General features: G+C 67.2%; 20 protein-coding genes. 6 read left to right on the plus strand and 14 right to left on the minus strand.

Going from position 1 to position 22,928, the window contains the following annotated elements; genetic code table 11:
* Positions 1–205: 205 nt before the first annotated feature.
* Together V5F68_RS21425 and V5F68_RS21430 are read left to right on the plus strand one after the other, a co-directional pair.
* Positions 206–835 carry a TetR/AcrR family transcriptional regulator gene (locus tag V5F68_RS21425; RefSeq protein WP_394015379.1) on the plus strand — a complete coding sequence of 210 codons (630 nt, stop codon included), beginning with the start codon at positions 206–208 and terminating at the stop codon, positions 833–835.
* Positions 836–877: 42 nt separating this feature from the next.
* Positions 878–1,699, plus strand: a complete 822-nt coding sequence (locus tag V5F68_RS21430; protein ID WP_394015378.1) for a carbon-nitrogen hydrolase family protein — start codon at positions 878–880, stop codon at positions 1,697–1,699.
* Here V5F68_RS21430 and V5F68_RS21435 read toward each other — a convergent pair.
* Entirely contained in the window at positions 1,688–2,530 is an 843-nt protein-coding gene (locus V5F68_RS21435; protein WP_394015377.1) for a GntR family transcriptional regulator, read from the minus strand. The two genes, V5F68_RS21430 and V5F68_RS21435, sit on opposite strands and share 12 nt — an antisense overlap.
* A gap of 79 nt (positions 2,531–2,609) precedes the next feature.
* A complete protein-coding gene (locus V5F68_RS21440) occupies positions 2,610–3,818 on the minus strand; it encodes a pyridoxal-phosphate-dependent aminotransferase family protein (protein WP_394015376.1) in 1,209 nt (402 codons plus the stop codon).
* Between the two features lie 230 nt (positions 3,819–4,048).
* On the opposite strand from V5F68_RS21440, the gene V5F68_RS21445 reads away from it, so the two are divergent.
* The 4 genes from V5F68_RS21445 (at position 4,049) to V5F68_RS21460 (ending at position 10,401) form a co-directional block, all read left to right on the plus strand.
* The gene (locus V5F68_RS21445; protein ID WP_394015375.1) at positions 4,049–7,015 is read left to right on the plus strand and encodes an FAD-binding and (Fe-S)-binding domain-containing protein; all 2,967 of its coding nucleotides are present in this window, start codon (positions 4,049–4,051) and stop codon (positions 7,013–7,015) included.
* Between the two features lie 68 nt (positions 7,016–7,083).
* A complete protein-coding gene (locus V5F68_RS21450; RefSeq protein WP_394015374.1) occupies positions 7,084–8,091 on the plus strand; it encodes a Bug family tripartite tricarboxylate transporter substrate binding protein in 1,008 nt (335 codons plus the stop codon).
* Between the two features lie 268 nt (positions 8,092–8,359).
* Positions 8,360–8,878, plus strand: a complete 519-nt coding sequence (locus V5F68_RS21455; protein ID WP_394015373.1) for a tripartite tricarboxylate transporter TctB family protein — start codon at positions 8,360–8,362, stop codon at positions 8,876–8,878.
* Between the two features lie 11 nt (positions 8,879–8,889).
* On the plus strand, positions 8,890–10,401 hold the full coding sequence (locus V5F68_RS21460; protein ID WP_394015372.1) for a tripartite tricarboxylate transporter permease: 1,512 nt from the start codon (positions 8,890–8,892) through the stop codon (positions 10,399–10,401).
* A gap of 64 nt (positions 10,402–10,465) precedes the next feature.
* Here the strand turns inward: V5F68_RS21460 and V5F68_RS21465 are convergent, their stop codons facing one another.
* The 12 genes from V5F68_RS21465 to V5F68_RS21520 all read right to left on the minus strand — a co-directional run bounded on the left by V5F68_RS21465 (position 10,466) and on the right by V5F68_RS21520 (position 22,902).
* Positions 10,466–11,458 (minus strand): amidohydrolase family protein, encoded by a 993-nt coding sequence (locus V5F68_RS21465; RefSeq protein ID WP_394015533.1) that lies wholly within the window; start codon positions 11,456–11,458, stop codon positions 10,466–10,468.
* Positions 11,458–12,966, minus strand: a complete 1,509-nt coding sequence (locus V5F68_RS21470; RefSeq protein ID WP_394015371.1) for an aldehyde dehydrogenase — start codon at positions 12,964–12,966, stop codon at positions 11,458–11,460. Before V5F68_RS21470 ends, V5F68_RS21465 begins: the two co-directional genes overlap by 1 nt.
* A 32-nt stretch (positions 12,967–12,998) precedes the next feature.
* Positions 12,999–14,702 (minus strand): thiamine pyrophosphate-requiring protein, encoded by a 1,704-nt coding sequence (locus tag V5F68_RS21475; RefSeq protein WP_394015370.1) that lies wholly within the window; start codon positions 14,700–14,702, stop codon positions 12,999–13,001.
* A 16-nt stretch (positions 14,703–14,718) separates the two neighbouring features.
* Positions 14,719–15,426: a GntR family transcriptional regulator gene (locus V5F68_RS21480; RefSeq protein ID WP_394015369.1), complete on the minus strand. Its 708-nt coding sequence runs from the start codon at positions 15,424–15,426 to the stop codon at positions 14,719–14,721.
* Positions 15,427–15,456: 30 nt separating this feature from the next.
* Positions 15,457–16,437: an ABC transporter substrate-binding protein gene (locus V5F68_RS21485; protein WP_394015368.1), complete on the minus strand. Its 981-nt coding sequence runs from the start codon at positions 16,435–16,437 to the stop codon at positions 15,457–15,459.
* Between the two features lie 34 nt (positions 16,438–16,471).
* Positions 16,472–17,323: an ABC transporter permease gene (locus tag V5F68_RS21490; RefSeq protein ID WP_394015367.1), complete on the minus strand. Its 852-nt coding sequence runs from the start codon at positions 17,321–17,323 to the stop codon at positions 16,472–16,474.
* A complete protein-coding gene (locus V5F68_RS21495) occupies positions 17,310–18,158 on the minus strand; it encodes an ABC transporter ATP-binding protein (RefSeq protein WP_394015366.1) in 849 nt (282 codons plus the stop codon). The genes V5F68_RS21490 and V5F68_RS21495 overlap by 14 nt, the downstream gene beginning before the upstream one ends.
* Positions 18,159–18,413: 255 nt before the next feature.
* Complete coding sequence (locus tag V5F68_RS21500; protein WP_394015365.1) at positions 18,414–19,826, minus strand: amidase; 1,413 nt, start codon at positions 19,824–19,826, stop codon at positions 18,414–18,416.
* On the minus strand, positions 19,823–20,041 hold the full coding sequence (locus V5F68_RS21505) for a hypothetical protein (protein WP_394015364.1): 219 nt from the start codon (positions 20,039–20,041) through the stop codon (positions 19,823–19,825). The genes V5F68_RS21500 and V5F68_RS21505 overlap by 4 nt, the downstream gene beginning before the upstream one ends.
* A gap of 11 nt (positions 20,042–20,052) precedes the next feature.
* On the minus strand, positions 20,053–20,757 hold the full coding sequence (locus tag V5F68_RS21510; RefSeq protein ID WP_394015363.1) for an ABC transporter ATP-binding protein: 705 nt from the start codon (positions 20,755–20,757) through the stop codon (positions 20,053–20,055).
* Positions 20,750–21,505: an ABC transporter ATP-binding protein gene (locus V5F68_RS21515; protein ID WP_394015362.1), complete on the minus strand. Its 756-nt coding sequence runs from the start codon at positions 21,503–21,505 to the stop codon at positions 20,750–20,752. Before V5F68_RS21515 ends, V5F68_RS21510 begins: the two co-directional genes overlap by 8 nt.
* A gap of 140 nt (positions 21,506–21,645) precedes the next feature.
* Complete coding sequence (locus V5F68_RS21520) at positions 21,646–22,902, minus strand: ABC transporter substrate-binding protein (protein WP_394015361.1); 1,257 nt, start codon at positions 22,900–22,902, stop codon at positions 21,646–21,648.
* Positions 22,903–22,928: the final 26 nt, after the last annotated feature.

Raw genomic sequence — 22,928 nt, forward strand, 5'->3', positions numbered from 1 at the left:
GCAAGAGAGATTTTTGCACCGCACAACATTTATGCAAAACCTTATGCCGCAAGGCCTTAAAAGCCCTATCTTGTGCAATTGCGAGCGGGTATTGCCTGAGATATCGGCAGCGAAAAGCGGGTTTTCGCCCTATGACCTACGGGATAACCCGAAGTGGCCGCGGCAGGCGGGGCATGCGATGCTTCGCCCGAAGGGAGAGTTTTGAATGAACGTGAAGGCGGTGCGCCAGCGCCTGGATCCGGCCAAGCGGTCAGAACTCATCCTGGATGAAGCGCTGAAGTTGTTCGGCACGTCCCATTACAGCATCGTCACGGTGCGCGACATCGCGCTGGCCTGCGGGATCAATGTCGGGCTGATCTACCATTATTTCGAGAACAAGGACCATTTGTTCCGCAGCGTGCTCGCCCACGCGCTGAACCAGATCATGGCCGGCTACGAGGCGCGGCGCGGTGCGCGCGACAACGATCCGCTCTCCGATATCGGTGCCTGGCTCGATATCCAGATCGAGATCGCCCCCACGGTGACGCGCATGGTGAAGATCATGGCCGACTATGCGGCCCTCAATGCCCGCGACGCGCAAGTCGACCAGCTGATCGCGGATTTCTATCGCGACGAGCGCGTCCTCGTGCAGGAGACGCTGGCGCGGGGCATTGCCGCCGGCCTGTACCGGCCCGTGGACACGGCCAGGATGGCCCGGCTGATCGGCCTGCATCTCGACGGCATCTTTCATGCCTCCGCCAGCCGCGGTGATGATCGCATAGCGACGGACATCGAGGAATTGCGCGAGTTCATTCTTCATTTCCTGGGCGTGCGGCCGGGGCCGGCCGCGGCCTGACCTTTAATTCCACTCCCCGCACGGCCTTCCGACGGAGCGTTCATGCTGATCGCCTTATTGCAGATGACGCCGGCCGCCGCCGACCCGGCAGCCAATCTGGCCCGCATCGAGCAGGCCGCCCTGGCGGCGGGGGCGTTCGGCTGCGATCTGCTGGTCACCCCGGAAATGGGCGTCACCGGCTACAATATCGGCGCCGACATCGCGCGCCTTGCTGAGCCGCGCGACGGCCCGCTGGTTGCCCGTCTGGGGGAGATCGCGGCGCGCGCCGGGCTGGCCCTGGTCGCCGGCTTTCCCGAACGCACGAGCGGCGAAATCTATAACAGCCTGGTCCTGGTGCGGCCGCAGGGCAGCCCCTTCGTCTATCGCAAATGCCATCTCTACGGGCCGGACGAGAAGGCGGCCTTCACCCCCGCCGGCACCTTCTCCGAGATCGTCGAGATCGCCGGCCTCAAGGTGGGCTTCCTGATCTGCTACGACGTGGAATTTCCCGAGATGGTGCAGGGGCTTGCCCTGGCGGGGGCGGATCTGGTGGTGGTGCCGACGGCGCTGGCGGCGACCCCCTCTTGCCGGCGCATCGCGCTCAGCATCGTGCCGGCGCGGGCGCTGGAGAACCACGTCTTCATCGCCTATGCGGATCTCTGCGGCAGCGAGCGCGGGCTGACCTATCAGGGCTGCTCGGTGATCGCGGCGCCGGACGGCGAGGATCTGGCGCGGGCCGGCGAGGCCGAGGCGCTGCTGATGGCGCGGATCGATCCGCGCGCCTACGACGCCGCGCGGGCGGAAAATCCCTATCAGGAGGAGCGCCGGCCGGCGCTTTACGCCACGCGCCGCGCCGTTCCCAGCGAGGAGACGTCAGGTCGCTGATTCGGCGCCGGTCTTGGGGCGCGACACGCGGCCGGCGGCCTTGCTGCGCGCCGACGCTGTTCCGCTTGGGCCCGGCGCGCTCGCCTTGCCGCCGGCTTTGGCCGCGCGCTTTTCCGCCGCCCGCACGACGGGCGTCTCCGGCAGGGGATTTCCCCGGGCATCGAGGCCGGCGAGTGATTCATGCACCATGCCGGCCTTGTGGCGCAGGTGGTCCCGCAGGATGCGGCCGAGCCGGGGCCCGTCGCGCTCCGCCAGCGCTTCCATCATGCGGTCATGGTCGTCCACCGCCTCGCGCCAGCGGGCCGGCGATTTCTTCGCGACGAAGCGCACCGCATGGATGCGCACCATCAGATTATTGTAGAGCTGCGTCAGGGGCGGGTTGTTGGCGATCTCGAAGAAGGCGGCGTGGATCGCCTTGTTGAGGTTGAGATAGGGCGCGACTTCGCCCGCCTCGTAATGCGCGACCATGGCGTCATGCATGGCCTTGAGCTTGGCGAACTGCGCCTTCGTGATACGGGTGCAGGCAATCTCCCCGGCGAGCGCTTCCAGCGCGCCCATGATGGGGAAATAGGCGTCGATCTCCTCGTCTGAGATGCGCGCTACCATGGCCCCGCGATTGGGCGTGAGGACCAGCAACCCCTCGGCCGCGAGCACCTTCAGCGCTTCACGCAAGGGCGTGCGCGAGACGCCGAAGCGGGCGCAGAGCGCCAGCTCGGGGATCTTGTCGCCCGGCTGCAATTCATCGCCAAGGATCATGTCGCGCAGCAGCGGCACGAGCTCGCCGTGCAGGCTGCGTCGCGCAATGAGCGCCTTTTGCGTGGTTTCAGGCATGGAACACTCGCTCTCCTGAGGCGAGAAGGGTTCCGCTCCGGCGCGGGGCGAGGCCGCCCGCGCCGGCGTCGAACGCGCGCTATTCGGCGGCGACCGGCACCTGGTGGCGCGCGGCGGCGGCGAAATAGTCCATGGCCGCCTGCACGCCGCCCTTGCGGTGCGGGATGCCGGCCAGCTCCAGGCCCATCTCCACACCCGCGAGCGCGCCCAGAATGGTCAGGTCATTGGTATCGCCGAGATGGCCGATGCGGAACACGCGGCCTTGCAGCTTGGTGAGCCCGGTGCCGAGCGAAATGTCGAAATGCTCCAGAGCCACTTGGCGGAAGCGGTCGGCATCATGGCCTTCCGGCACCAGCACCGCGGTCAGCGAGGAGGAATAATATTTCGCCTCGCGGCACAGCACTTCCAGCCCCCACGCGCGCACGGCGCGGCGGGTCGCTTCGGCATGGCGGTCGTGGCGGGCGAAGACATTCTCCAGCCCCTCCTCGTGCAGCATGTCGATGGCCTCGGCGAGGCCGTAGAGCAGGGTTGTGCCGGGCGTATAGGGGAAGAAGCCGTTGCGGTTGGGGCCAAGCATCTCTTCCCACGCCCAGAACAGCTTGGGCAGCTTGGAGGTCTTGGTGGCGGCCAGCGCCTTATCGCTCACGGCGGTGAAGGAGAGACCGGGCGGCAGCATCAGCCCCTTCTGCGAGCCCGCCACCGTGACGTCCACGCCCCATTCGTCGTGGCGATAATCAATGGAGGCCAGTGAGGAGATGGTGTCCACCATCAGCAGCGCCGGGTGGCCAGCGGCATCGATGGCGCGGCGGATCTCCGGCACCAGGGTGATGCAGCCGGTGGAGGTCTCGTTGTGCACCACGCACACGGCCTTGATCTCGTGCGCCTTGTCTTCCTTCAGCCGCGCCTCGATGGCGGCGGCGTCCGCGCCGATGCGCCAGTCGGAGGCGATGAATTCCGGCTGGATGCCGATCTTCAGCGCCATGTTCTTCCACAGGGTGGCGAAATGCCCGGTCTCGAACATCAGCACCTTGTCGCCGGCGGAGAGCGTGTTCACCAGCGCCGCTTCCCATGCGCCCGTGCCCGAGGCGGGATAGATGATGACCGGGGCGCTGGTGCGGAAGATGGTCTTGATGCCGTCCAGCACCCGGCGCCCGAGCTTCTGGAAATCCGGTCCGCGATGGTCGATCACGGGCATGTCCATGGCCCGCATGATGCGGTCGGGCACCGGCGTGGGGCCGGGAATCTGCAGGAAATGGCGCCCCGCTACGCGGGCGGAATTGCTGGCCATCGGGTTTGGCTCCCCTTGGATCGTTTGGCGACCGGAAAAATCCCGCCGCGATTTAGCGCGCTGTTTCAGGCCATTGGCCCTCGTCGGCCAGCGCCGGCCGTAAGCCGGACGCGGCGCGGCGACGGCAGCGCGCGAAACGCATCTTGCATGAAATGAATTATGAATGCAAAATCAGTTTCAAGTCCGGCGAACAGACCGGAAGCGAAGGCGCCAGGGTGGGAGAAGCGAGGATGGCGGCACGCCTGATGCCCGGATTGGAACGTCGGCTCCGCGCCGAGACCACCGGCGACGTGCTGTTCGATCGCTTCAGCCGCGGGCGCTATGCCACCGACGCCTCGGTCTACCAGATGATGCCCGTGGGCGTGGTCGTGCCCCGCTCGGTGGATGAGGCCGAGCGCGCCATAGCCCTGGCGCGGGACGAGGGCGCCCGCGTCTTGCCGCGCGGCGGCGGCACCTCCCAGTGCGGCCAGACCCTCAACGACGCCCTTGTGGTGGATTGCTCCAAGCATTTGACGCGTATCCTCGACCTCGACGTGGAGGGGCGACGCTGCGTGGTCGAGCCAGGCATCGTGCTGGATGAATTGAACCGCCAGTTGAAGCCGCACGGCCTGTGGTTTCCGGTGGATGTCTCCACCGCCTCGCGCGCCACCATCGGCGGCATGGCGGGCAATAATTCCTGCGGTGGCCGCTCGCTGCGCTACGGCACCATGCGGGACAATGTGATCTCGCTCGATGCCGTGCTGGCGGATGGAACGCCCGCGCATTTCGGCGCCGTCTCCCCCAATCTGCACGAGATTGAGACCGGCTCGCCGCTCCTTCCCCTGGCCCAGGATCTCCTCGCCCTCGGCGCCCGCGAGGCGGACGAGGTCGCGGCCCGCTTTCCCAAGGTCCAGCGCCGCGTCGGCGGCTATAATCTCGATGCCCTGCTGCCCGGCAAGCCGCTGAACCTTGCCCATCTGCTGGTGGGCTCGGAAGGCACGCTCGCCTTCTCCACCCGCATCGAATTGAAGCTGTGGCCCGTGCTCGGCAAGCGCGCGCTCGGGGCGTGCCATTTCGGCAGCTTCTACGAGGCGATGGACGCGGCCCAGCATCTGGTGAAGCTGAAGCCCATCGCGGTGGAGCTGGTGGATTCTACCCTGCTCGCGCTCGCCTCCGACATCGCCATGTTCCGCCCGACGCTGCGCCAGTTCGTGCGCGGCACGCCGGAAGCGATCCTGCTGGTGGAATTTGCGGAGAGCGAGGCGGAAAACGCCGTGCGCCTGGAGCGCCTGCACCAGGTGATGGGCGATCTCGGCTTCGGCTGGGACCGCACCGGCGCCAAATGGGGCGGGGTGGTGGACGTGCTGAACCCGGCGCTCCAGGCGGCCATCGCCGACGTGCGCACGTCCGGCCTCAACATCATGATGTCCATGAAGGAAGCGGGAAAGCCGGTGTCTTTCGTCGAGGATTGCGCGGTGCCGCTGGAGCACCTCGCGGCATACACGAGCCAGCTGACCCAGGTGTTCGAGAAGCACGGCACGCGCGGCACCTGGTATGCCCACGCCTCGGAAGGTTGCCTGCATGTGCGCCCGGTGCTCAACCTGCGCCAGGACAAGGATCTGAAAGCCATGCGCGCCATCGCCGAGGAGGCGTTCGCGCTGGTGAAATCCTACAAGGGGTCCCATTCCGGCGAACACGGCGACGGCATCGTGCGCTCGGAATTCCACGAGACCATGTTCGGCACCCGCCTCGTGAACGCCTTCACTGAGGTGAAGGACCGGTTCGATCCGCAAGGGCTCTATAATCCCGGCAAGATCGTGCGGGCGCCAAAGTTCGACGACCGCAGCGTGATGCGCTACGGCCCCGGCTATGCTGGCCTGCCCATGGAAACGCAGCTCGACTGGTCGGCCTATTCCGGCTCCGGCGGCGGGTTCCAGGGCGCGGTCGAGATGTGCAACAACAACGGCGCCTGCCGCAAGCTCGCGGGCGGCACCATGTGTCCCTCCTATCGCGTCACCCGCGACGAGAAGGACGTGACGCGCGGCCGGGCCAATACGCTGCGCCTCGCTGTCACCGGCCAATTGGGCCCGGATGCCTTCACCTCCGACGAGATGGCCGAGACGCTGAAGCTGTGCGTCTCCTGCAAGGGCTGCCGGCGCGAATGCCCGACCGGCGTGGACATGGCCCGCATGAAGATCGAGGTGCTGGCGGCGCGGGCGGCGAAATACGGCCATTCCCTGCGCGACCGGCTCGTGGGCTGGCTGCCGCGCTATGCGCCGCTCGCGGCGAAGATTGCGCCGCTGCTCAATCTGCGGGATCGCCTGCCGGGCGTGGCGAAGCTGTCGGAAAAACTGACCGGCTTCAGTGCCCGCCGCACCCTGCCGCGCTGGCGGCGCGATGTGTTCGCCCCCAAGGGCGGCATGTTCGGCGATCCCGACGGGCGCGACGTGGTGCTGTTCGCCGATACGTTCAACCGGGCGTTCGAGAAGGAGAATCTCGACGCCGCGCTCGAGGTGCTCGTTGCCGGCGGATACCGGGTGCATCTCGCCCGCCCGCAGGAGGGCGGGCGCCCGCTGTGCTGCGGCCGCACCTTCCTCTCGGTGGGACGGCCGGACCTCGCGAAAGCCGAGGCCGAGCGGGTAGTTGCCGCGCTCGATCCCTTCGTGTCGCGCGGCGTGCCGGTGGTGGGGCTGGAGCCGAGCTGCCTGCTCACCTTCCGCGACGAAGTGCCGGCGCTGCTGAAAAGCGCGTCGGCGGACCGTCTCGCCGCCCATGCTCTGCTGTTCGAGGAGTTCCTCGCCCGCGAGCACGACCAGGGCCGGCTCTTCCTGCCGCTCGGGGCGCTGGAGGGCACGGCGCTGCTGCACGGCCATTGCCACCAGAAGGCGTTCGCCGCCATGGGCGCGGTCGAGAAGACGCTGCGCCTGGTGCCGGGGCTGAAGGTGGAAACCATCGAATCCAGCTGCTGCGGCATGGCGGGGGCGTTCGGCTATGGGGCCGATACCATCGACGTGTCATTGGCCATGGCGGAACTCTCGCTTCTGCCGGCCGTGCGCGCGGCGGGCGAGGACACCATCGTCGTCGCCGACGGAACTTCCTGCCGGCATCAGATCGCGGACGGCGCCAAACGTTCCGCGATTCATGTCGCCCGCCTCCTCTCCCGCAGCCTCGCGGCGGGCGTGGAGCAGAACCGGGAGGCGCAGGAGGCGGCGCAATAGCTGCGCCGACCGAAAACTCTCTCACCCGAACGAGCGCCGCAAAGGCGCCGGACATCAAGGAGGAAGCCATGTGGAGTGCCGAGCTTAAACGCGGTGCCGTCGCCGCCATCTTTGCCGGCGGCCTGTGCGCCGCCGCCCCCGCTCTCGCCTGGGAGCCCACCAAGCCCATCGAGATCATCGTGCCGGCCGGCGCCGGCGGCGCCACCGACCAGATGGCGCGCATGATCCAGGCCGCCGTGCAGAAGAACAATCTGCTCAAGGTGCCGACCGTGGTCTCGCTGAAAGGCGGCGCCTCCGGCGGCGAAGGCCTCATGGACATGAAGGCGAGCGCGGGCGATCCCTATAAGTTCATCATCGCCCAGTCGTCGATCTATACGTTGCCGTTCTCGGCGAAACTGCCCTTCTCCTGGAAGGACATGACGCCGGTGGCGATCATCGCGCTGGATGAATTCGTGCTGTGGGTGAATTCGGGCGCGCCCTACAAGACCACGGCGGAATTCACCGCCGCCGCCAAGAAGGCCGGAACCGAGACCCTGCGCATGGGCGGCACCGGCTCCAAGCGCGAGGACCAGATCCTCACCGCCGCCATCGAGAAGGCGACCGGCGCGAAGTTCGCCTACATCCCCTACAAGTCCGGCGGCGAGGCGGCGACCCAGCTGGTGGGCAACCACACCGAGGCCAACGTCAACAACCCGTCCGAGAACGTTGCCCAATGGCGGGCCGGGCAGGTGCGGGCGCTGTGCCTGTTCGACACCACGCGCCTGCCCTACGACGAGAAGGTCACGTCCGACATGGCGTGGAAGGACATCCCCACCTGCAAGGAAGTTGGCCTCGACATCGACTACACGATGCTGCGCGGCATCTTCCTGCCGGGGAAGGTCACGCCCGATCAGGTCGCCTTCTATCAAGATCTGTTCCACAAGATCGCGCAGACGCCTGAATACAAGGATTACTTGAAGAACCAGGCACTGAAGGCCGCCTATATCGAGGGCGAGGCGATGACCAAGTTCCTCCAGGAGGACGAGGCGCGCCACAAGGCCCTGATGACCGAAGCCGGCTTCATCGCCTCCAACTGAGCGCCGCCCCGGGGCGATCCCGGGCGGAAGAGTGCGGCCGCCTGAAGTGCGGGCGTGCCGCATCGCCACAGCGCTTCCCACGTGCGGGGGAAGGCGCCGGGGCCGCTGCGGGCTTGGCGTGAAGTCAGGGCAACGCCAGTGCTCCCAGCACATCCGCCGTCGTCACGGCGGGTGCCCCGCCCACCCTCCCGTTGCGGGAGGGTGGGATGCCGCCGCCCCGTCACGAGATCGTCCCGGCCGAACGCCTTTGTCATTTGCGGAGTCCGCCATGTCCGCCGACCTTCACCCTTCCGCCGCGCCCGACGACCGGGCCGTGATCTCCCGCCGCGCCGTCGATCTCTCGGTTTCGGTGCTTCTGTTCCTGATCGCCCTCGCCTTGGCCTACGACAATTGGAAGGTCGGCATCGCATGGGCCCCCGATGGGCCGGAGGCGGGCTATTTTCCCTTCTACCTGTGCATGATCATGGCGGTGGCGTCCCTGGTCGGCGTGGCGCGCAGCCTGACCGACGCGAACGGGCGGGACGGCTTCGTCACGCGCGGACAGGCGCGGCGGGTGATGCAGGTGTTCGTGCCCACGCTGATCTTCGTCGCGCTGATCCAGGTGCTCGGCATCTATGTGGCGAGCTTCGCCTTGGTGGCGGGCTTCATGATCTGGCTCGGCAAGGCCCCGGCCTGGAAGGCGGTGCTGACGGCGGCGATCTTCACGGCCTTCATGTTTTACGTCTTCGACATCCAGTTCACCGTCCTGATGCCCAAGGGTCCGCTCGAAGCGGCCTTCGGGCTCTGAGGAGTATCGACATGGACGCGCTCCTCTCCCTGATGCACGGTTTTGAAGTCCTGCTGACCTTCGACAAGATGTTGCTGATGCTGGTGGGCATCACGCTCGGCATCCTGGTGGGCGTACTGCCCGGACTCGGCGGGCCGAACGGCGTCGCCATCCTGCTGCCGCTTACCTTCTCGATGGATCCGACCTCGGCCATCGTGATGCTGTCGTGCCTGTATTGGGGCGCGCTGTTCGGCGGGGCGATCACCTCCATCCTGTTCAATATTCCCGGCGAGGCCTGGTCGGTCGCGACCACATTCGACGGCTACCCCATGGCGCAGAAAGGGCAGGCGGCCGAAGCACTCACGGCAGCCTTCACCGCCTCGTTCGTCGGCTCGCTGGTGGCGGTGCTGCTCATCACGTTTCTTGCGCCCAGCATTGCGGAATTCGCCATCTGGTTCGGGCCGCCGGAATTCTTCGCGGTCTATCTGCTCACCTTCTGTTCGTTCGTCGGCCTGGGCCGCGAGGCGAAGCACAAGATCGTCATTTCGCTGATCGTCGGCTTCCTGCTGGCGGCGGTGGGCATGGATACGGTCTCGGGCCAGCTGCGCATGACCTACGGCTCGGTGGAGCTGCTGCGCGGGTTCGATTTCCTGGTGGCGGTCATCGGCCTGTTCGGCATCAGCGAAATCCTGCTCACCATGGAGGACCAGCTGGCCTTCAAGGGGCAGAAGGCGGTCATCCGCATGAAGGTGGTGTGGGAGACCTGGAAGACACTGCCGCGCTATTGGGTGACGCTGTTGCGCTCGTCCGCGATTGGATGTTGGCTCGGCATCACGCCGGGCGGGGCGATCGCAGCCTCCTTCATGGGCTACAATCTCGCCAAGCGCTTCGCCCGCGACAAGGAGGGCTTCGGCCAGGGCCGCATCGACGGCGTGCTGGCGCCGGAGACCGCCGCCCATGCCGCCGGAACCTCCGCTCTGCTACCCATGCTGGCGCTCGGCATTCCCGGCTCCGGCACGGCGGCGGTGCTGCTGGGCGGGCTGATGGTGTGGGGGCTCCAGCCCGGTCCGCTGCTGTTCACCGAGCATGCGGACTTCGTCTGGGGCCTCATCGCCTCCATGTATCTCGGCAATATCGCGGGGCTGATCATCGTGCTCGCCACCGTGCCGCTGTTCGCGGCGGTGCTGCGCGTGCCATTCGCCACCATCGCGCCGATGATCATCGTGTCGTGCGCGGTGGGCGCGTTCGCGGTGCAGAACGCCATGTTCGACATCTGGCTGATGCTGGCGTTCGGCGTGGTGGGCTATGTGTTCAAGAAGCTGGACTACCCGCTGGCGCCCATGGTGCTGGCCCTGGTGCTGGGAGATAAGGCAGAGGATGCGTTCCGCCAGGCCATGATCGGCGCGCGTGGCAATATGGGGGTGTTCTGGTCCAACGGGTTGGTGGGCACCATCACCACGCTCGCCCTGCTCATGCTGTTCTGGCCGGTGATCATGAAGCTGGTGAGCCTGGTGCGCGGGGATCGCGCGCCGCGCACCGCCTGATGCGAACGGCCCCGGTCGGTGACCGGGGCCGCGTTTTCGTTCAGACGTCGAGGATCGGGCCGGGTCAGGCCGCCCCGTCCAGCAAGGCCAGGGCGGTGCCGGCGCCGATCCGCTCGCGCTCCGCATCCGAAAGGCCGGGCACGGCGGCGAGGCTCTCCAGCGGGGTCTCGTCGCCCATGTCGAACGGCGCGTCGGTGCCGAGCACCACGTGATCGGCACCCACCACGTCCACCAGATGGCGCAGCGCCTGCGGATCGAACAGGATGGTGTCGAAATAGAGCGTGCGCAGCAGGTCGCGCGGCGAGGAGGTGGTGAGCGCCTTGGGTTCGGCGCGCACCTTCTGCCCGTGCACCAGGCGGCCGATCTGATAGGGCAGATAGCCCCCGCCATGGGCGACCAGCATCTTCAGCCCAGCGAGTTCGTCGAGCGCGCCCGAGAACAGCAGGTTCGCCAGCGACACCGTGGTGTCGACGGGATTGCCCACGAGATTGGTGAGGTAATAGGCCTCCAGCCCCGCTTTCGCACCCACATAATAGGGGTGGATGAACACCAGCACGCCGAGGTCGCGGGCCTTGCGCAGGAATGGGCGGAAGCGCGGATCGGCGAGTTGCACGCCCTCGATGGTGGTGCCGATCTCGACCGCGCGGAAGCCGTGGGTCTTCACCGCGCGCTCCAGCTCCGCGACCGCCAGCTCGGGATGCTGCATGGGCACGCTCGCCATGCCGCGCAGGCGGTCCGGCGCGGTCGCGACCATTTCGGCGATGCCGTCATTGACCAGCCGCGCGGCGGTGGCGGCCAGCTCCGGCTCGGCCCAATAATAGAACATGGGCGGGGCGGTGGAAACGATGGAGAGATCCAGCCCCTTGCGGTCCATCACTTTCAGCTTGGTGGCGGGATCGATGAATTCCTCGAACAGGGGATAGACATAGCCCTGCTCGTGCACCATCCGCCGCTGCGCGCCCGTGCCCTCGACGCGCGCGGCAAATCCCTTGGGATCGGCGGCGATGGCGTCGAGAATGCGCGGGGGAATGACGTGGCTGTGGATGTCGATACGCATCACGAATACCTCTTTTCGACACCGTCTTCCGCGTACCAGTCGAACGGCGCATCGGAGAGGTTGACGATCACGTTCTGGATCTGGGTGTATTCCTGGTAGGCGATCAGGCCGTTCTCGCGCCCGATGCCGCTCATCTTGAACCCGCCCCACGGCGAAGAGGGGTCGATGCGGTGGTGGTCGTTGATCCACACGATGCCGCTCTGCATGGCGTGGGCGACACGGTGGGCGCGGGAGAGATCGCGGGTCCAGATGGAGGTCGCAAGACCAAAGATGGTGCCATTGGCGAGCGCGATCGCCTCGGCCTCGGTCTCGAACGGCAGCACGCACACCACCGGCCCGAAGATTTCCTCCTGGGCGATCCGCATCTCATTGGTCACGTCGGTGAAGATGGTCGGCGTGAAGAAGAAGCCGTTGTCGAACGCCGCGCCCTCGGGCCGCTTGCCGCCGGCCGCAAGCGTCGCGCCCTCGGCGAGGCCGATGTTCACATAGCGCTCGGTCAGCGCCCGCTGCTTCTCGGAGACCAGGGGACCCATCTGGGTTGCCGGATCCTGGGGATCGCCGATGCGGATCGCATTGGCGCGGGCCACCAGCTTTTCCACCACCGCGTCGTGGATCGAGCGGTGCACCACGAGCCGCGCGCCCTGGACGCAGGTCTGGCCAGCGGCAATGAAGGAGGCGAACAGGGTGGCGGAGACCGCCCGGTCCACATCGGTGTCGCCGAACACGACCACCGAGGCCTTGCCACCGAGCTCGGCGGAAACCTTGGTGAGGTTCTGCGCGGCGAGCGCGGCCACCGCCTTGCCGGTCTCCGTGCCGCCGGTCAGGTCGATCTTCTTGATGCGGGGATGGGTGGTCAGGGCATAGCCCGCGGTGCCGCCGAAGCCCGGCACCACATTGTAGACGCCGTCGGGCACGCCGGCTTCCTTGAACACCTCGGCGAGCAGCAGCGGCGTGATGGGCGCCAGCTCGCTCGGCTTGACCACCATGGTGTTGCCGGCGGCCATGGAGGGCGCGACCTTCTTCACCAGGATCAGCAGCGGGTGGTTCCAGGGCGTGACGTGCCCCACCACGCCGAGCGGCACCCGGCGCGTGTAATTGAGGTAGCTGCCGCCGAACGGCGGCACCGTATCCTCATGGGTGCGGGCGACGGCGCCGAAATAGCTGAACCATTCCGGCAGGCGCGCCAGCTGTGCGGTCATCTCGCGCCGCGCGCGGCCGATCTGGTCCACTTCGATGCCGACGATCTCGGGAAGGCGGGCCTTCAGGATCGCGGCGGCGCGATGCATGATGTCGCCGCGCTCGGCCCCGGTGAGGCCGGACCAGATGGGGAAGGCGGCTTCCGCCGCCTGCACCGCGCGCTCGATATCGGCGGCATCGCCTTCCGCGACCCGGCCCACCAGGGTGCCGTTCTTGGGGTTGCGCACGTCGAGCACACGGCCGGAGGCTGAGGGCTCATAGGCGCCGTTGATGTAAAGGCCGAGCGGCTCCGCTCCACCGGGGGTGAACATGGCACTCTCCTCGATCAGGAATGGCGACGGGCTCAGAGCGGCCGCCGCGAGGCTTCGGTCATGATGTTGAGCACCGCGCTGCGGCCCGAGCGCACCGCCGCGAGCGCTTCAAGGAGCGCCGGCTCGACATCCTCCATGCGGGTGACGCGCCGCCCGAACGCGCCGCACGCTTCCGCCAGGGTCTCGAACGCGGGCGATTGGGGCAGCAGGCTGCCCACATGGCCGAACTGCTCCTGTGCGCCATTCGGGAAATCCTGGCGCGAAGCGAGGACCACGGAATTGTAGCTCTCGTTGTTCAGCACGATCACCAGCAGGGGCACGCCGTTCTGCCGCGCGGCCCACAGGGCGGGCGTCGGGGCGCCGAACATGAAGGCGCCGTCGCCGACCACGGTGACCACGAGTTGGTCGGGATCGCCGAGCCGGGCGCCGAACGATGCGCCGAGCGCCCAGCCCAGATAGGAGCCGCCATTGCGGAAATAGCTGCCCTCCTCGCCGGGCGTGAAGCCATAGGCGAAGGGATTGCCGGAGGTCACTGCCTCCTCGATCACCATCGCCTCGGGGGCGACGCGCGCGAGGATCGCGCCGACTTCCATGGGCGAGATGGCGCCGCCCGAAAGCGCGGCGGCGCGGCGCTGATCGCGGTCGGCGACCATCTTGTCATGGCGCGCCGCAAGCGCGGCCTTGCGGGCCGCGATGCGCGGATCGTCCTGCCGCGTGCGGGCGACGGCGATGAGGGCATCGAGCGCGCGGCCGACGTTCACGCTGTGCACGGTATCGCTGGGAAAGCCCCAGGTGGTCCAGCGCTGCATGATCGGATCATTGCCGATGTGGATGATGTGCACGTCGTCCTGCAGCTTGAGGTCCGCGGGCACGAACGGCACGTCGTGATCCACCACCAGCATCAGGTCGGCATCCACCACCTCCTGCTCGGGATTGAAGCCGAGGTGCTGGGGGTGCTCCAGGGGCGCGTTGAAGCGGCCGCGATATTCGGTGATGCCGGCGCCGGTCAGCTCGGCCAGCTCCACGAAGGCGCGGCGCAGCTCCGGCGTGCGGCCGACATAAGCGGTCACGAGCAGCGGGTTGCGGGCGGCGATGAGGCGTTCGACGATCGCCTCCGCTTCGTCCAGCGACAGCGTGCCCTGGCGCACCGAGCGGATGCGCGCGGGGCCGATGAGCCCGCCGTCCTCCACCTCGCTCATCAGAGTCTCGCGCGGGAACGCCATATAGACCGGCCCCTGCGGCTCGCTGTTGGCGATCTGGAAGGCGCGGTCCACCGCAGGGCCGATGGCGGCGGGCACGGAGACGGTCTGCGTCCACTTCGTATAATTGCGCACCAGCGCATGCTGGTCCGGCACGTCCTGGTGCCAGTTGATGAATTTCGAGCGTCCGCCGGGTACCGAGGAATCCAGCGCGGACGGCGACATGCCGGCGCACAGCAGCACCGGGATCTGCGAGGCGCGGGCATCGTTGAGCGCGCCGGCGGCGTTCGCGGTGCCCACGTCCACATGCACCAGCGCCACCTGGGCGCGGCCGGTGGTGAGATAGGCACCTTGCGCGGCCGCCGAGGCGATGACCTCGTGCGGGCAGGTGATGAGCTTGGGCAGCTTCACCTGCTGGTGCGTGAGGCTGGCATAGGCCTCCTGCAAGGCCGGCGTGTCGGTACCGGGATTGATGAAGATGGCGTCCACATCATGGAGCGCGAGGCCCCGCAGAAACCATTCCGCGACTGTCGGCATGTTCGGTCCTTTGAAGTCAGTTCGTCTCGGCGGAGTGCTGCGGGGCGGAGGACGCAATCGCGCGTTCCGCGGCCACCCGCTGCACCATCTCGGCGGTGTCTTGGAAATGTTCCGTCAGCACCCGTTGCGCCGCGCCCACGTCGCGGGTGCGGCAGGCCTCGTACAAGGCCCAGTGCTGGCGCTGGGGCGTCTCGTATCCTTGCGTGTCGACCCATATCCGCACGTAGCGCTCCACGTTCCGGCGCAGGATGTCGATCTGCTCCACGAGGCGCGGCCAGCCGCTGGCGCCGTTGATGATCGAATGGAAGCGCTGGTTCAGCTCGCGCCAGCGCGCCCGGTCCTGCGGCGCATCCATGGTGGCGAGGATCTCGCCCATCTTGGCGAGTTCCTGGTCGGTGAGGTTGGGGACGGACCGTGTCAGCGCGAGGCATTCGAGGGCGGTGCGCATGGCGAACAGCTCCGCCACCTCCTCGGCCCGCAGCTGCGACACCTCGGTGCCGCGGAACGGGTAGCAGGTGACGAGGCCTTCCACTTCCAGCACCTTGAGCGCCTCGCGCACCGGCATGCGGCTGCATCCGAGGTCGGCCGCGATGCGGTCCGGTTCCAGGCGCGCGCCGGGTCCCAGCCGCCCCTCGATGATGGCGTTGCGCAGCACCTGCAGCACTGCGTCCTTGCGGCTTGGAATGCTGCCAAGAAGCAGCTTTTCGCCGTCCGTCAGGGCCATGATGTTCGTCCTCGCTCGGAAGTCATCCGCTCACTTTGCGTCCGGCGGGCGGTATCCCTGCTGGAGCGAAAAATCCACCGCCGCCTTCAGGTCGACCGGAGACCGCAGCACCTTCCATTTGATCAGATCATCCTCGGTGAGCTTGAGGAAGTCCTCGGGAATGGTGCGCTGGTCCCAGCCCGCCTTGGTATAGCCGAGCATGGCTTCGTCCACGGTGGTCTTGGCGCGGCGGGCGAGCACTTCGGCGGCGCGCTTGGGATCCTTCTGGATGATGTCGAGCGCGGCGAGATGGGCCCATACCACCTTGCGCGCCTCTTCCGGGTGCGCCTTGATGAAGTCTTCGTTCAGCACCAGGGCGTTGCGATAGATCTGGCCGTTGGCGAACACCTCGCGCCAGTCCCACAGAAGCTTGGCCTGGCCCTTCTCGATCATCTGCGAAGCATAGGGCTCGTAGACGTAATAGGCGTCGATGTCCTTGCGCTCGAGCGCGATGCCGGCCTCGGGCGGGGGCACCTGGATGAATTTCACGCCCTTGGGATCGATGCCGTGGCTCGGCAGGATGTGCTCCGCGGCCAGCAGATGCATGGTATCTAGCTGGCGCACGATGCCGAAATTCTTGATGTCCTTGTCGGAGCCGAGGTCCTTGCGGGCCACCACGGTCGCCGAGCCGTAGCTGGAGGCGCCGGCGATGACGATCGGCAGGCCGCGCGCCCGATAGGTGAGGGCGGTGGCGATCTGGGTATAGGCCGCGTCCCATTCCCCGGTCTGGAGCACCTGGCTCACGCGCTGGGAGGAGCCGCTGTCGAAGATCGGGTCGATGCCGTAGGCTTTCCAGATGCCCAGCTCCTCGTCGAGGAAGGGCATGAGGTGATCCCAGCCGGGATAGCCGGCGAAGATGCGGGGGCGATAGGGCTCGGCGCTCGCCTGCGCCACGCCGAACAGCGTGGCGGCGCACAGCGAAAGGGCCGCGATCAACCGCCCGGGTCGGAACGAAAATCCGTGCCGTGTCATGTCGGTTTTCCTGTTCTGCTCTGGAAGGGTGGGGTCAGTCGGTGCGTTGCATGCCCCAGCGCCCGATGGTGCGGCGCTCGAGCCAATCGAAAAACACGGTCTCCACCAGCAATCCCACGATGCCGATGATGAGCATGCCGCCGATCACCAGGTCCGGCCGCAACTGCCAGCGGGCATTGTCGATCATGAAGCCGAGCCCGTCGGTAGCGGCGAGGATCTCGGCGGAGATGATGACGCGCCAGCCGGTGCCGTAGCTGAGCCGCAGGCCGGTGAGGATGAACGGCATGGCGGCCGGGATCACCACCCGCAGGAAGGCGCGCAGCGGCTCGGTGCCGAACACCTTCACCACGCGGATATATTGCTCGTCGATGGCGGCGACGCCGGCCGCGGTGTTCACCAGGATCGGGAACACGGCGGTGATGAAGATGGCGAAGATGATCGACTTGAAGCCGAGGCCGAACCACAAGATGGCCAGCGGCACCCAGGCGACGCCGGGAATGGGATAGATGATGCGGATCGTGGTCTGCAGCGCGCTCTGCGTCCAGCGGGACCAGCCGACCACGAGGCCCAGCGGCAGGCCCACGATGACGGAGGCCACATAGCCGACCACCTGCCGCTCCAGCGAGCGCGCCACGTTGTGGATCAGGTCGCCGTCGGCGAACGCTTCGCGCACCGCCTGGGCGACTTCCCCGGGGGTCGGCAGGAGATGGCGCGGATAGAAACCGCTGGTGGCGGCGAGGTGCCAGAGCAGGATCACGCCGACCAGAAACAGATATCCCACGGCCGCGTGGGCAAAGCGCGTGGCGCGCGGGCCGCGCAGCCGGTCGATAAACGAGCGGGAGCCGCTCTCCGCGACGGTGGAAGGGGTCGCATCAATTGGCGACATGGCTTGCTCCCTCGTTGGCCGGGGCCGGCACGTCGGCGCCGAGAATCTCGGCGAGGCCGCGATAGGTTTTGTGATGGCCGAGCCCCATCTCCTCGCCGAGCGAGGCGCGCACCTGATTGACGCGTTCGAGATAGGCCGGCGAGGTGATGTCGCGCGGACGGGGAAGGTCGTTCTCCACCACCAGCTTCATGCGGCCGGGCCGCGAGGTCATGACGACGATGCGGTCGGCGAGCTGAACCGCCTCGTCGATATTGTGGGTCACGAACAGCACCGTCTTGTTGAGCGCCTCCCAGATCGAGAGCAGCTCGTCCTGAAGCTGGGCGCGGGTGAAGGCGTCGAGCGCGGCGAACGGCTCGTCCATCAGCAGAACCTTGGGATTGACGGCCAGCGCGCGGGCGATGGAGACGCGCTGGCGCATGCCGCCGGAGAGCTGCTTGGGATGCGCGTCGGCGAATTTCTCGAGCCCCATGACGGCGAGGATCGCGCGCGCCCGCTCCAGCCGCGGGGTCGCCTGCCAACCCTGGGATTCCAGGCCGAAGGCGACGTTCTCGGCCACCGTCAGCCAGGGAAACAGCGCATAGTCCTGGAACACATAGGCGCGGTCGGGACCGGGGCCGGTGACCTTGCGCTCATCCACTCGCACCTCGCCGCCCGACTGCTTGAGCAGGCCGGCGACAATGTTGAGGGCGGTGGTCTTGCCGCAGCCGGATGGGCCGAGCAGGCAGATGAACTCCCCCGTGGCGATGTCCAGGCTGAAGTCCTGGAGGGCCACCACCTGGCTTCCCCCCGGAGTCGAATAGGTCTTTCGCAGATTGCGGATTTCAACGCGGGACATGTCATCCTCAGCGATATATCGGATCAGATATCTGCGGACATGAAACGGAATGCCACCGTGCCGGTCAAGCCCATATTTTGAGCAAACCATTGATTAATAAATAGAATTTGCCTTAACGCAGACGCGCGGAAACGCGCCGGCTCCGTTTGGAGCGGCGTTTTTCAGGCGCGAACGGCGGGGAGGCGTCCCCGCCGTGTGTGCATTTTCTTCACGCGAACCGGTGTCCACTTCGCTCGAAAATGCTCTCGTGTCGGCTCAGAGCGCGCCGCAATCCGGCGGCAGGCGCTTATGAAAATCCGTCAGGCGCTGATAGGCGTCGGCGGCGCGCAGCAGCACGCCCTCGGCATAGGGGCGGCCCACCAGCTGGAACGAGGCGGGCAGGCCGTTCTGCGTGAAGCCGCACGGCACCGCCACCGCCGGCAGGCCCAGATAATTGATGCCGCGCGTGCAATGGGTGAGCTTGCCGAGCACGGTCGCGAAATCGGCCTGGGTGGTCTCCGCGATCGTCGGCACCGGAATGGCGAAGGTCGGGATATGCACCATGTCCGCCTCGCCCATGGCGGCGGCGAGCCACTCGCGGGCGATGGTCGCGCGCATCATCAGCGCCTCGGCATAGCGCGTGGCGGGGTAGGAGAGGCCGGGCATCAGGCGCGCGCGCACCTGGGCGCCGATGTCCTGCGGCCGCTCCACTAGCGCCTTGCGATGCAGGGTCGCGCCCTCCACCGCCATCACCAGCATGATGAGGGCATTGACCAGGGCCATGTCCGGCACCGCGGTCTCGATCACGCGGGCGCCGGCGTCCTTCATCACGCGCAGGCTTTCGTCCAGAAGGGCGTTGATCTCCGGCGTTGCCGCCTCGCGATAATAGGCCCGCGGCACCGCAATGGTGCGGCCAGCAAGATCGCCCGTGAGCGCGGCTTCATAGTCGCATACCGGCGCGTTCACGCTGGAGGCGTCGCGGGCATCCGGCCCGCCGATCACGGAGAGGAGGCGCGCCGCGTCCCGCGCGCTGGTGGCGAGCGGCCCGAGCGTGTCCAGCGAGGGCGCGAGCGGCATGGCGCCATACAGGGGCACTAGGCCGTGGGTGGGCTTGATGCCGGTGATGCCGCACATGCCCGCGGGATGGCGGATGGAGCCTGCGGTATCCGAGCCGAGCGCCGCCGGCACCAGCCGCGCCGCCACCGCTGCGCCGGAGCCGGAGGACGAGCCGCCCGCACCATAAGCGGTGTTCCAGGGGTTCAGCCCGTGGCCGTACTGGGCGTTGAAGCCGGTGGGCGAAAGCGCGAGCTCGGCGAGGTGCAGCGTGCCGAGATCCAGCGCGCCGGCCGCATCCAGCCGTTCCAGGGCGGTGGACGTGACGTCCGGCATGAAATCCTTGCGGATCAGCGACCCGCCGGTGCACACGCGCCCCGCGCGGTAATAGAGATCCTTATGGGCGAGCGGCACGCCGGCGAGCGGGCCGAGCGTCTCGCCCCGCGATCGCGCCTGATCCACCGCGCGCGCCGCTTCCAGCGCGCTGTCGCGGGTGATCAGCATGATGGCGTTGAAGCGCGGGCCCATGCGTTCCAGCCGGTCGAGGGCATGGGTGGCCACCTGCTCGGCGGAAACCTCACCTTTCGCGATGGCGTCGGCGGTCGCGACGACGCCCCATTCGTGCATGGCGCTCATGGCTTGGCCTTTGTGTCGGTATCGGGCGCGGTGAAGCTGGCGCACAGGGTCGCGAAGCTCCACGGGGCATCGGCGAGCGTGATCCGCTCGCGCGCGCCGGCTTCGATCGTCGTGTTGATCCCCAGCGCCACGTCGCGCGCAGCCGCCGCCTGGGCGGCATCAAGGGTTACGCCGTTGAGCGCGCGCATGCGGCTCGTCCAATCATCTTCGGTCATGGTGAGGCCTTTCAGTGCACGCCGAGGAAGCGGGTGAGGGTTTCGGGTTGGCCGGCGATCTCGGCGGCGGGCGCCTCGTGTACCATGCGTCCGGTTTCCAGAATGTAGACCCGGTCCGCCACGGCCAGGGCGCTGTAGAGGTTCTGCTCCACCAGCAGGATGGAGAGCCCGGCGCGCTTCAACTCCATCATGATGCCTTCCAGATGCTGCACCATCACCGGCGCGAGGCCCTCGGACGGCTCGTCCATCAAGATCAGCTCGGGGTCGATCATCAGCGCGCGTGCCACCGCGAGCATCTGCCGCTCGCCGCCGGAGAGCTGGTTGCCGCGATGAGAGCGCCGCTCGGCGAGGCGGGGGAAGAATTCGAACGCCTTGGCCACCGTCCAGCCATGGGTGGCGCTGGCGGGCTTGAGCACGGTGAGGTGCTCGGTCACGGTGAGCGAGGGAAACAGCCGCCGGCCCTGGGGCACCAGGGCAATGCCGGCGCGGGCGATGCGATGCGGGGCGACGCCAAGCAGGCTTTCGCCCTTCCAGCGCACCGCGCCCTGCCGCACATTGGGGGGCGAGAGGCCCATGATGGAGCGGATGAGCGTGGTCTTGCCCATGCCGTTGCGTCCGAGCAGGGCGACCACTTCGCTCTTGCCCACATTCAGGCTGGCGCCATGCAGCACATGGGCGTCGCCGTAATAGGAATGGATGTCCTCAACCTCAAGCATTGTGGCGCGCCTTGCCGAGATAGACGTCCTGGACGTCGCTATTGCCACGGATTTCCGACGGCGGCGCCTCCACCAGCAGCTTGCCGTTGTTGAGACAGGTGACGTAGTCCACCAGCGAGAGGATCAGGTCCATGTCGTGCTCGATCAGCACCAGGGTCAGGTCGCGCGGCAGGGCGCGAATGATGTCGGAAACGATGACGCGCTCGGCCGGCGAGAGGCCGGCGGCGGGCTCGTCCAGCAGCAGCAGCTTGGGTTGAGCCACCAGGGCCATGGCCATTTCCAGCTGGCGTTGTTCGCCATAGGAGAGTTCCTTCACCGCCGCGTCGCGCCGCGTGTGCAGGCGGGAAATCTCCAGCGCCGCCCCCGCCCGGCGGGTTTCCTCCGCATCCAGCGCATCCTGGCCGAAGAAGGAAAACTTGCGCGGCGAGAGGCCCCGCACGGCAAGGCGCATGTTTTCTGCCACCGTGAGATTGGGAAACAGATTGGTGATCTGGAAGGTGCGGCTCATGCCGCGCCGGGCGCGCTCGTGCACCGGGGCGCGCGTCACGTCCTTGCCCGCGAAGATCACCTGACCGGAGGTCGCGCCGACGACGCCGGTTATGGCGTTGAACAGCGTGGTCTTGCCGGCGCCATTGGGCCCGATGATGGCCCGCCGCTCGCCTTCGCGGACGCGGATCGACACGCCATCCACGGCACGCAATGCGCCGAACTGGACCGTGACGGAATCGAGTTGCAGAAAATCGGTCACGACGCGGGGCGCCTCGGTTCTAGCCGGTCAGCCTGCCGGCGAAAGGGGAAGCGAGAGGGGTCGGCGTCAGGGCTGAGCCCACCCCTCTCGCCAGCCGACGCGGAGCCTCCAAAGGGGGAGGGTGGCTCCGCTGCGGCGTCTCAGCTCTTCTTGATGCCCTGGAACTCGCGCGAATAGGGCGGCTGCTTCATGTAGGTTTCCGGATCGTACTTCCAGAATTGCGACACCTGCGGATAAGAAGCAATCGGCACGTTCCAATATTTGCCCTCGGCGTTCTTGACCACCTTGCGGATGGAGACGTCGTAGATCGGATTGCCGAAGGCATCGAGCTTCACGGTGGTGCCGAGCGGCGAGTTGACGAGGTCGGTCTTCATCACCGAAGCGAGGAACGCCTCGCGGTCCGCCGTGGCGCCGTTGAGCGGCTTCAGCGCCTCGTCGATCCACATGGCGCCGGAATACATGGAGAAGCCGTAGAGCGAGGGCAGCTTGGAGAATTTCTTGCCGTACGCCGCCACGAATTCCTTGGTGCGCGGATTGTCCGAGCCTTCGGCGAAATGCGCGGCGACGACCACGCCCTCGACCTCGTCGCCCATGGTGCGGATCACCGACTGGTCGGTGACGTTCATGGCGCCCACCAGCGGGATCTGCCCCTTGAGGCCGAAGCTGGCATATTGCTGCATCAGGCGCGCGGCGTCGGCGCCGGTCTCCATGCAGAAGATCACGTCGGCGCCGAGATTGGCCAATTGGCCGAGATAGGGGCTGAAGTCCGAGGTGTTGAGCGGATGCCAGAACTGGCCCAGCACCTTGCCGCCGCCCTCGGTGAAGGTCTGGCAGAAGCCGCCGCACTGCTCGTGGCCGAACGTGTAGTCCTGGCTGATGGTCGCGACCTTGCGATAGCCCTGCTTGAGGCACCAGTCGGCGAGCGGGCGCGGGAACTGGCTCGCGGTATAGCCGGCGACCCGGATCACGTTCTTGATGCGGTTGCGCTGGGTGAGATCGTCGGCGGCGATGATCGGGATGAAATAGGGCGTGCCGTTGCCCTTCACGTAATTGGCGACCGCAAGGCCGGTGTTGGCCAGCAGATTGCCGAACAGCATGTCCACATTCGCCTGTTCCACCAGGCGGCGGGCCTTCTGAAGCGCGGTGTCGGGGTTGGAGGCGTCGTCTTCCACGACGATCTCCACCTTGCGGCCGCCGGACTGGAAGCCCCGCTCTTCCCAATACATGTTGAAGCCGTCCACCATCTCGCGGCCGCCGGCGGCGACCACTCCGGTGAGCGGCGCCATGACGCCGATCTTGATCGGCCCGCTCGCCTGGGCGCGGGCCACATAGGGCATCGCCACGGTGCCGACGGCGGCCAGCGCGGCGCTTGATTTCAGAAACGTCCTGCGATCCATCTGTCCCGCTCCTGTCTGGAATTGTT

The sequence above is a fragment of the Roseixanthobacter pseudopolyaromaticivorans genome (genome assembly GCF_043195145.2).
GTDB lineage: Bacteria > Pseudomonadota > Alphaproteobacteria > Rhizobiales > Xanthobacteraceae > NCEH01.

Excerpts from the sequence above, each read along its gene's own strand:
- V5F68_RS21425 (WP_394015379.1), top strand. The coding sequence starts at position 206 with ATGAACGTGAAGGCGGTGCGCCAGCGCCTGGATCCGGCCAAGCGGTCA.
- V5F68_RS21430 (WP_394015378.1), top strand. The coding sequence starts at position 878 with ATGCTGATCGCCTTATTGCAGATGACGCCGGCCGCCGCCGACCCGGCA.
- V5F68_RS21435 (WP_394015377.1), bottom strand. The coding sequence starts at position 2,530 with ATGCCTGAAACCACGCAAAAGGCGCTCATTGCGCGACGCAGCCTGCAC.
- V5F68_RS21440 (WP_394015376.1), bottom strand. The coding sequence starts at position 3,818 with ATGGCCAGCAATTCCGCCCGCGTAGCGGGGCGCCATTTCCTGCAGATT.
- V5F68_RS21445 (WP_394015375.1), top strand. The coding sequence starts at position 4,049 with ATGGCGGCACGCCTGATGCCCGGATTGGAACGTCGGCTCCGCGCCGAG.
- V5F68_RS21450 (WP_394015374.1), top strand. The coding sequence starts at position 7,084 with ATGTGGAGTGCCGAGCTTAAACGCGGTGCCGTCGCCGCCATCTTTGCC.
- V5F68_RS21455 (WP_394015373.1), top strand. The coding sequence starts at position 8,360 with ATGTCCGCCGACCTTCACCCTTCCGCCGCGCCCGACGACCGGGCCGTG.
- V5F68_RS21460 (WP_394015372.1), top strand. The coding sequence starts at position 8,890 with ATGGACGCGCTCCTCTCCCTGATGCACGGTTTTGAAGTCCTGCTGACC.
- V5F68_RS21465 (WP_394015533.1), bottom strand. The coding sequence starts at position 11,458 with ATGCGTATCGACATCCACAGCCACGTCATTCCCCCGCGCATTCTCGAC.
- V5F68_RS21470 (WP_394015371.1), bottom strand. The coding sequence starts at position 12,966 with ATGTTCACCCCCGGTGGAGCGGAGCCGCTCGGCCTTTACATCAACGGC.
- V5F68_RS21475 (WP_394015370.1), bottom strand. The coding sequence starts at position 14,702 with ATGCCGACAGTCGCGGAATGGTTTCTGCGGGGCCTCGCGCTCCATGAT.
- V5F68_RS21480 (WP_394015369.1), bottom strand. The coding sequence starts at position 15,426 with ATGGCCCTGACGGACGGCGAAAAGCTGCTTCTTGGCAGCATTCCAAGC.
- V5F68_RS21485 (WP_394015368.1), bottom strand. The coding sequence starts at position 16,437 with ATGACACGGCACGGATTTTCGTTCCGACCCGGGCGGTTGATCGCGGCC.
- V5F68_RS21490 (WP_394015367.1), bottom strand. The coding sequence starts at position 17,323 with ATGTCGCCAATTGATGCGACCCCTTCCACCGTCGCGGAGAGCGGCTCC.
- V5F68_RS21495 (WP_394015366.1), bottom strand. The coding sequence starts at position 18,158 with ATGTCCCGCGTTGAAATCCGCAATCTGCGAAAGACCTATTCGACTCCG.
- V5F68_RS21500 (WP_394015365.1), bottom strand. The coding sequence starts at position 19,826 with ATGAGCGCCATGCACGAATGGGGCGTCGTCGCGACCGCCGACGCCATC.
- V5F68_RS21505 (WP_394015364.1), bottom strand. The coding sequence starts at position 20,041 with ATGACCGAAGATGATTGGACGAGCCGCATGCGCGCGCTCAACGGCGTA.
- V5F68_RS21510 (WP_394015363.1), bottom strand. The coding sequence starts at position 20,757 with ATGCTTGAGGTTGAGGACATCCATTCCTATTACGGCGACGCCCATGTG.
- V5F68_RS21520 (WP_394015361.1), bottom strand. The coding sequence starts at position 22,902 with ATGGATCGCAGGACGTTTCTGAAATCAAGCGCCGCGCTGGCCGCCGTC.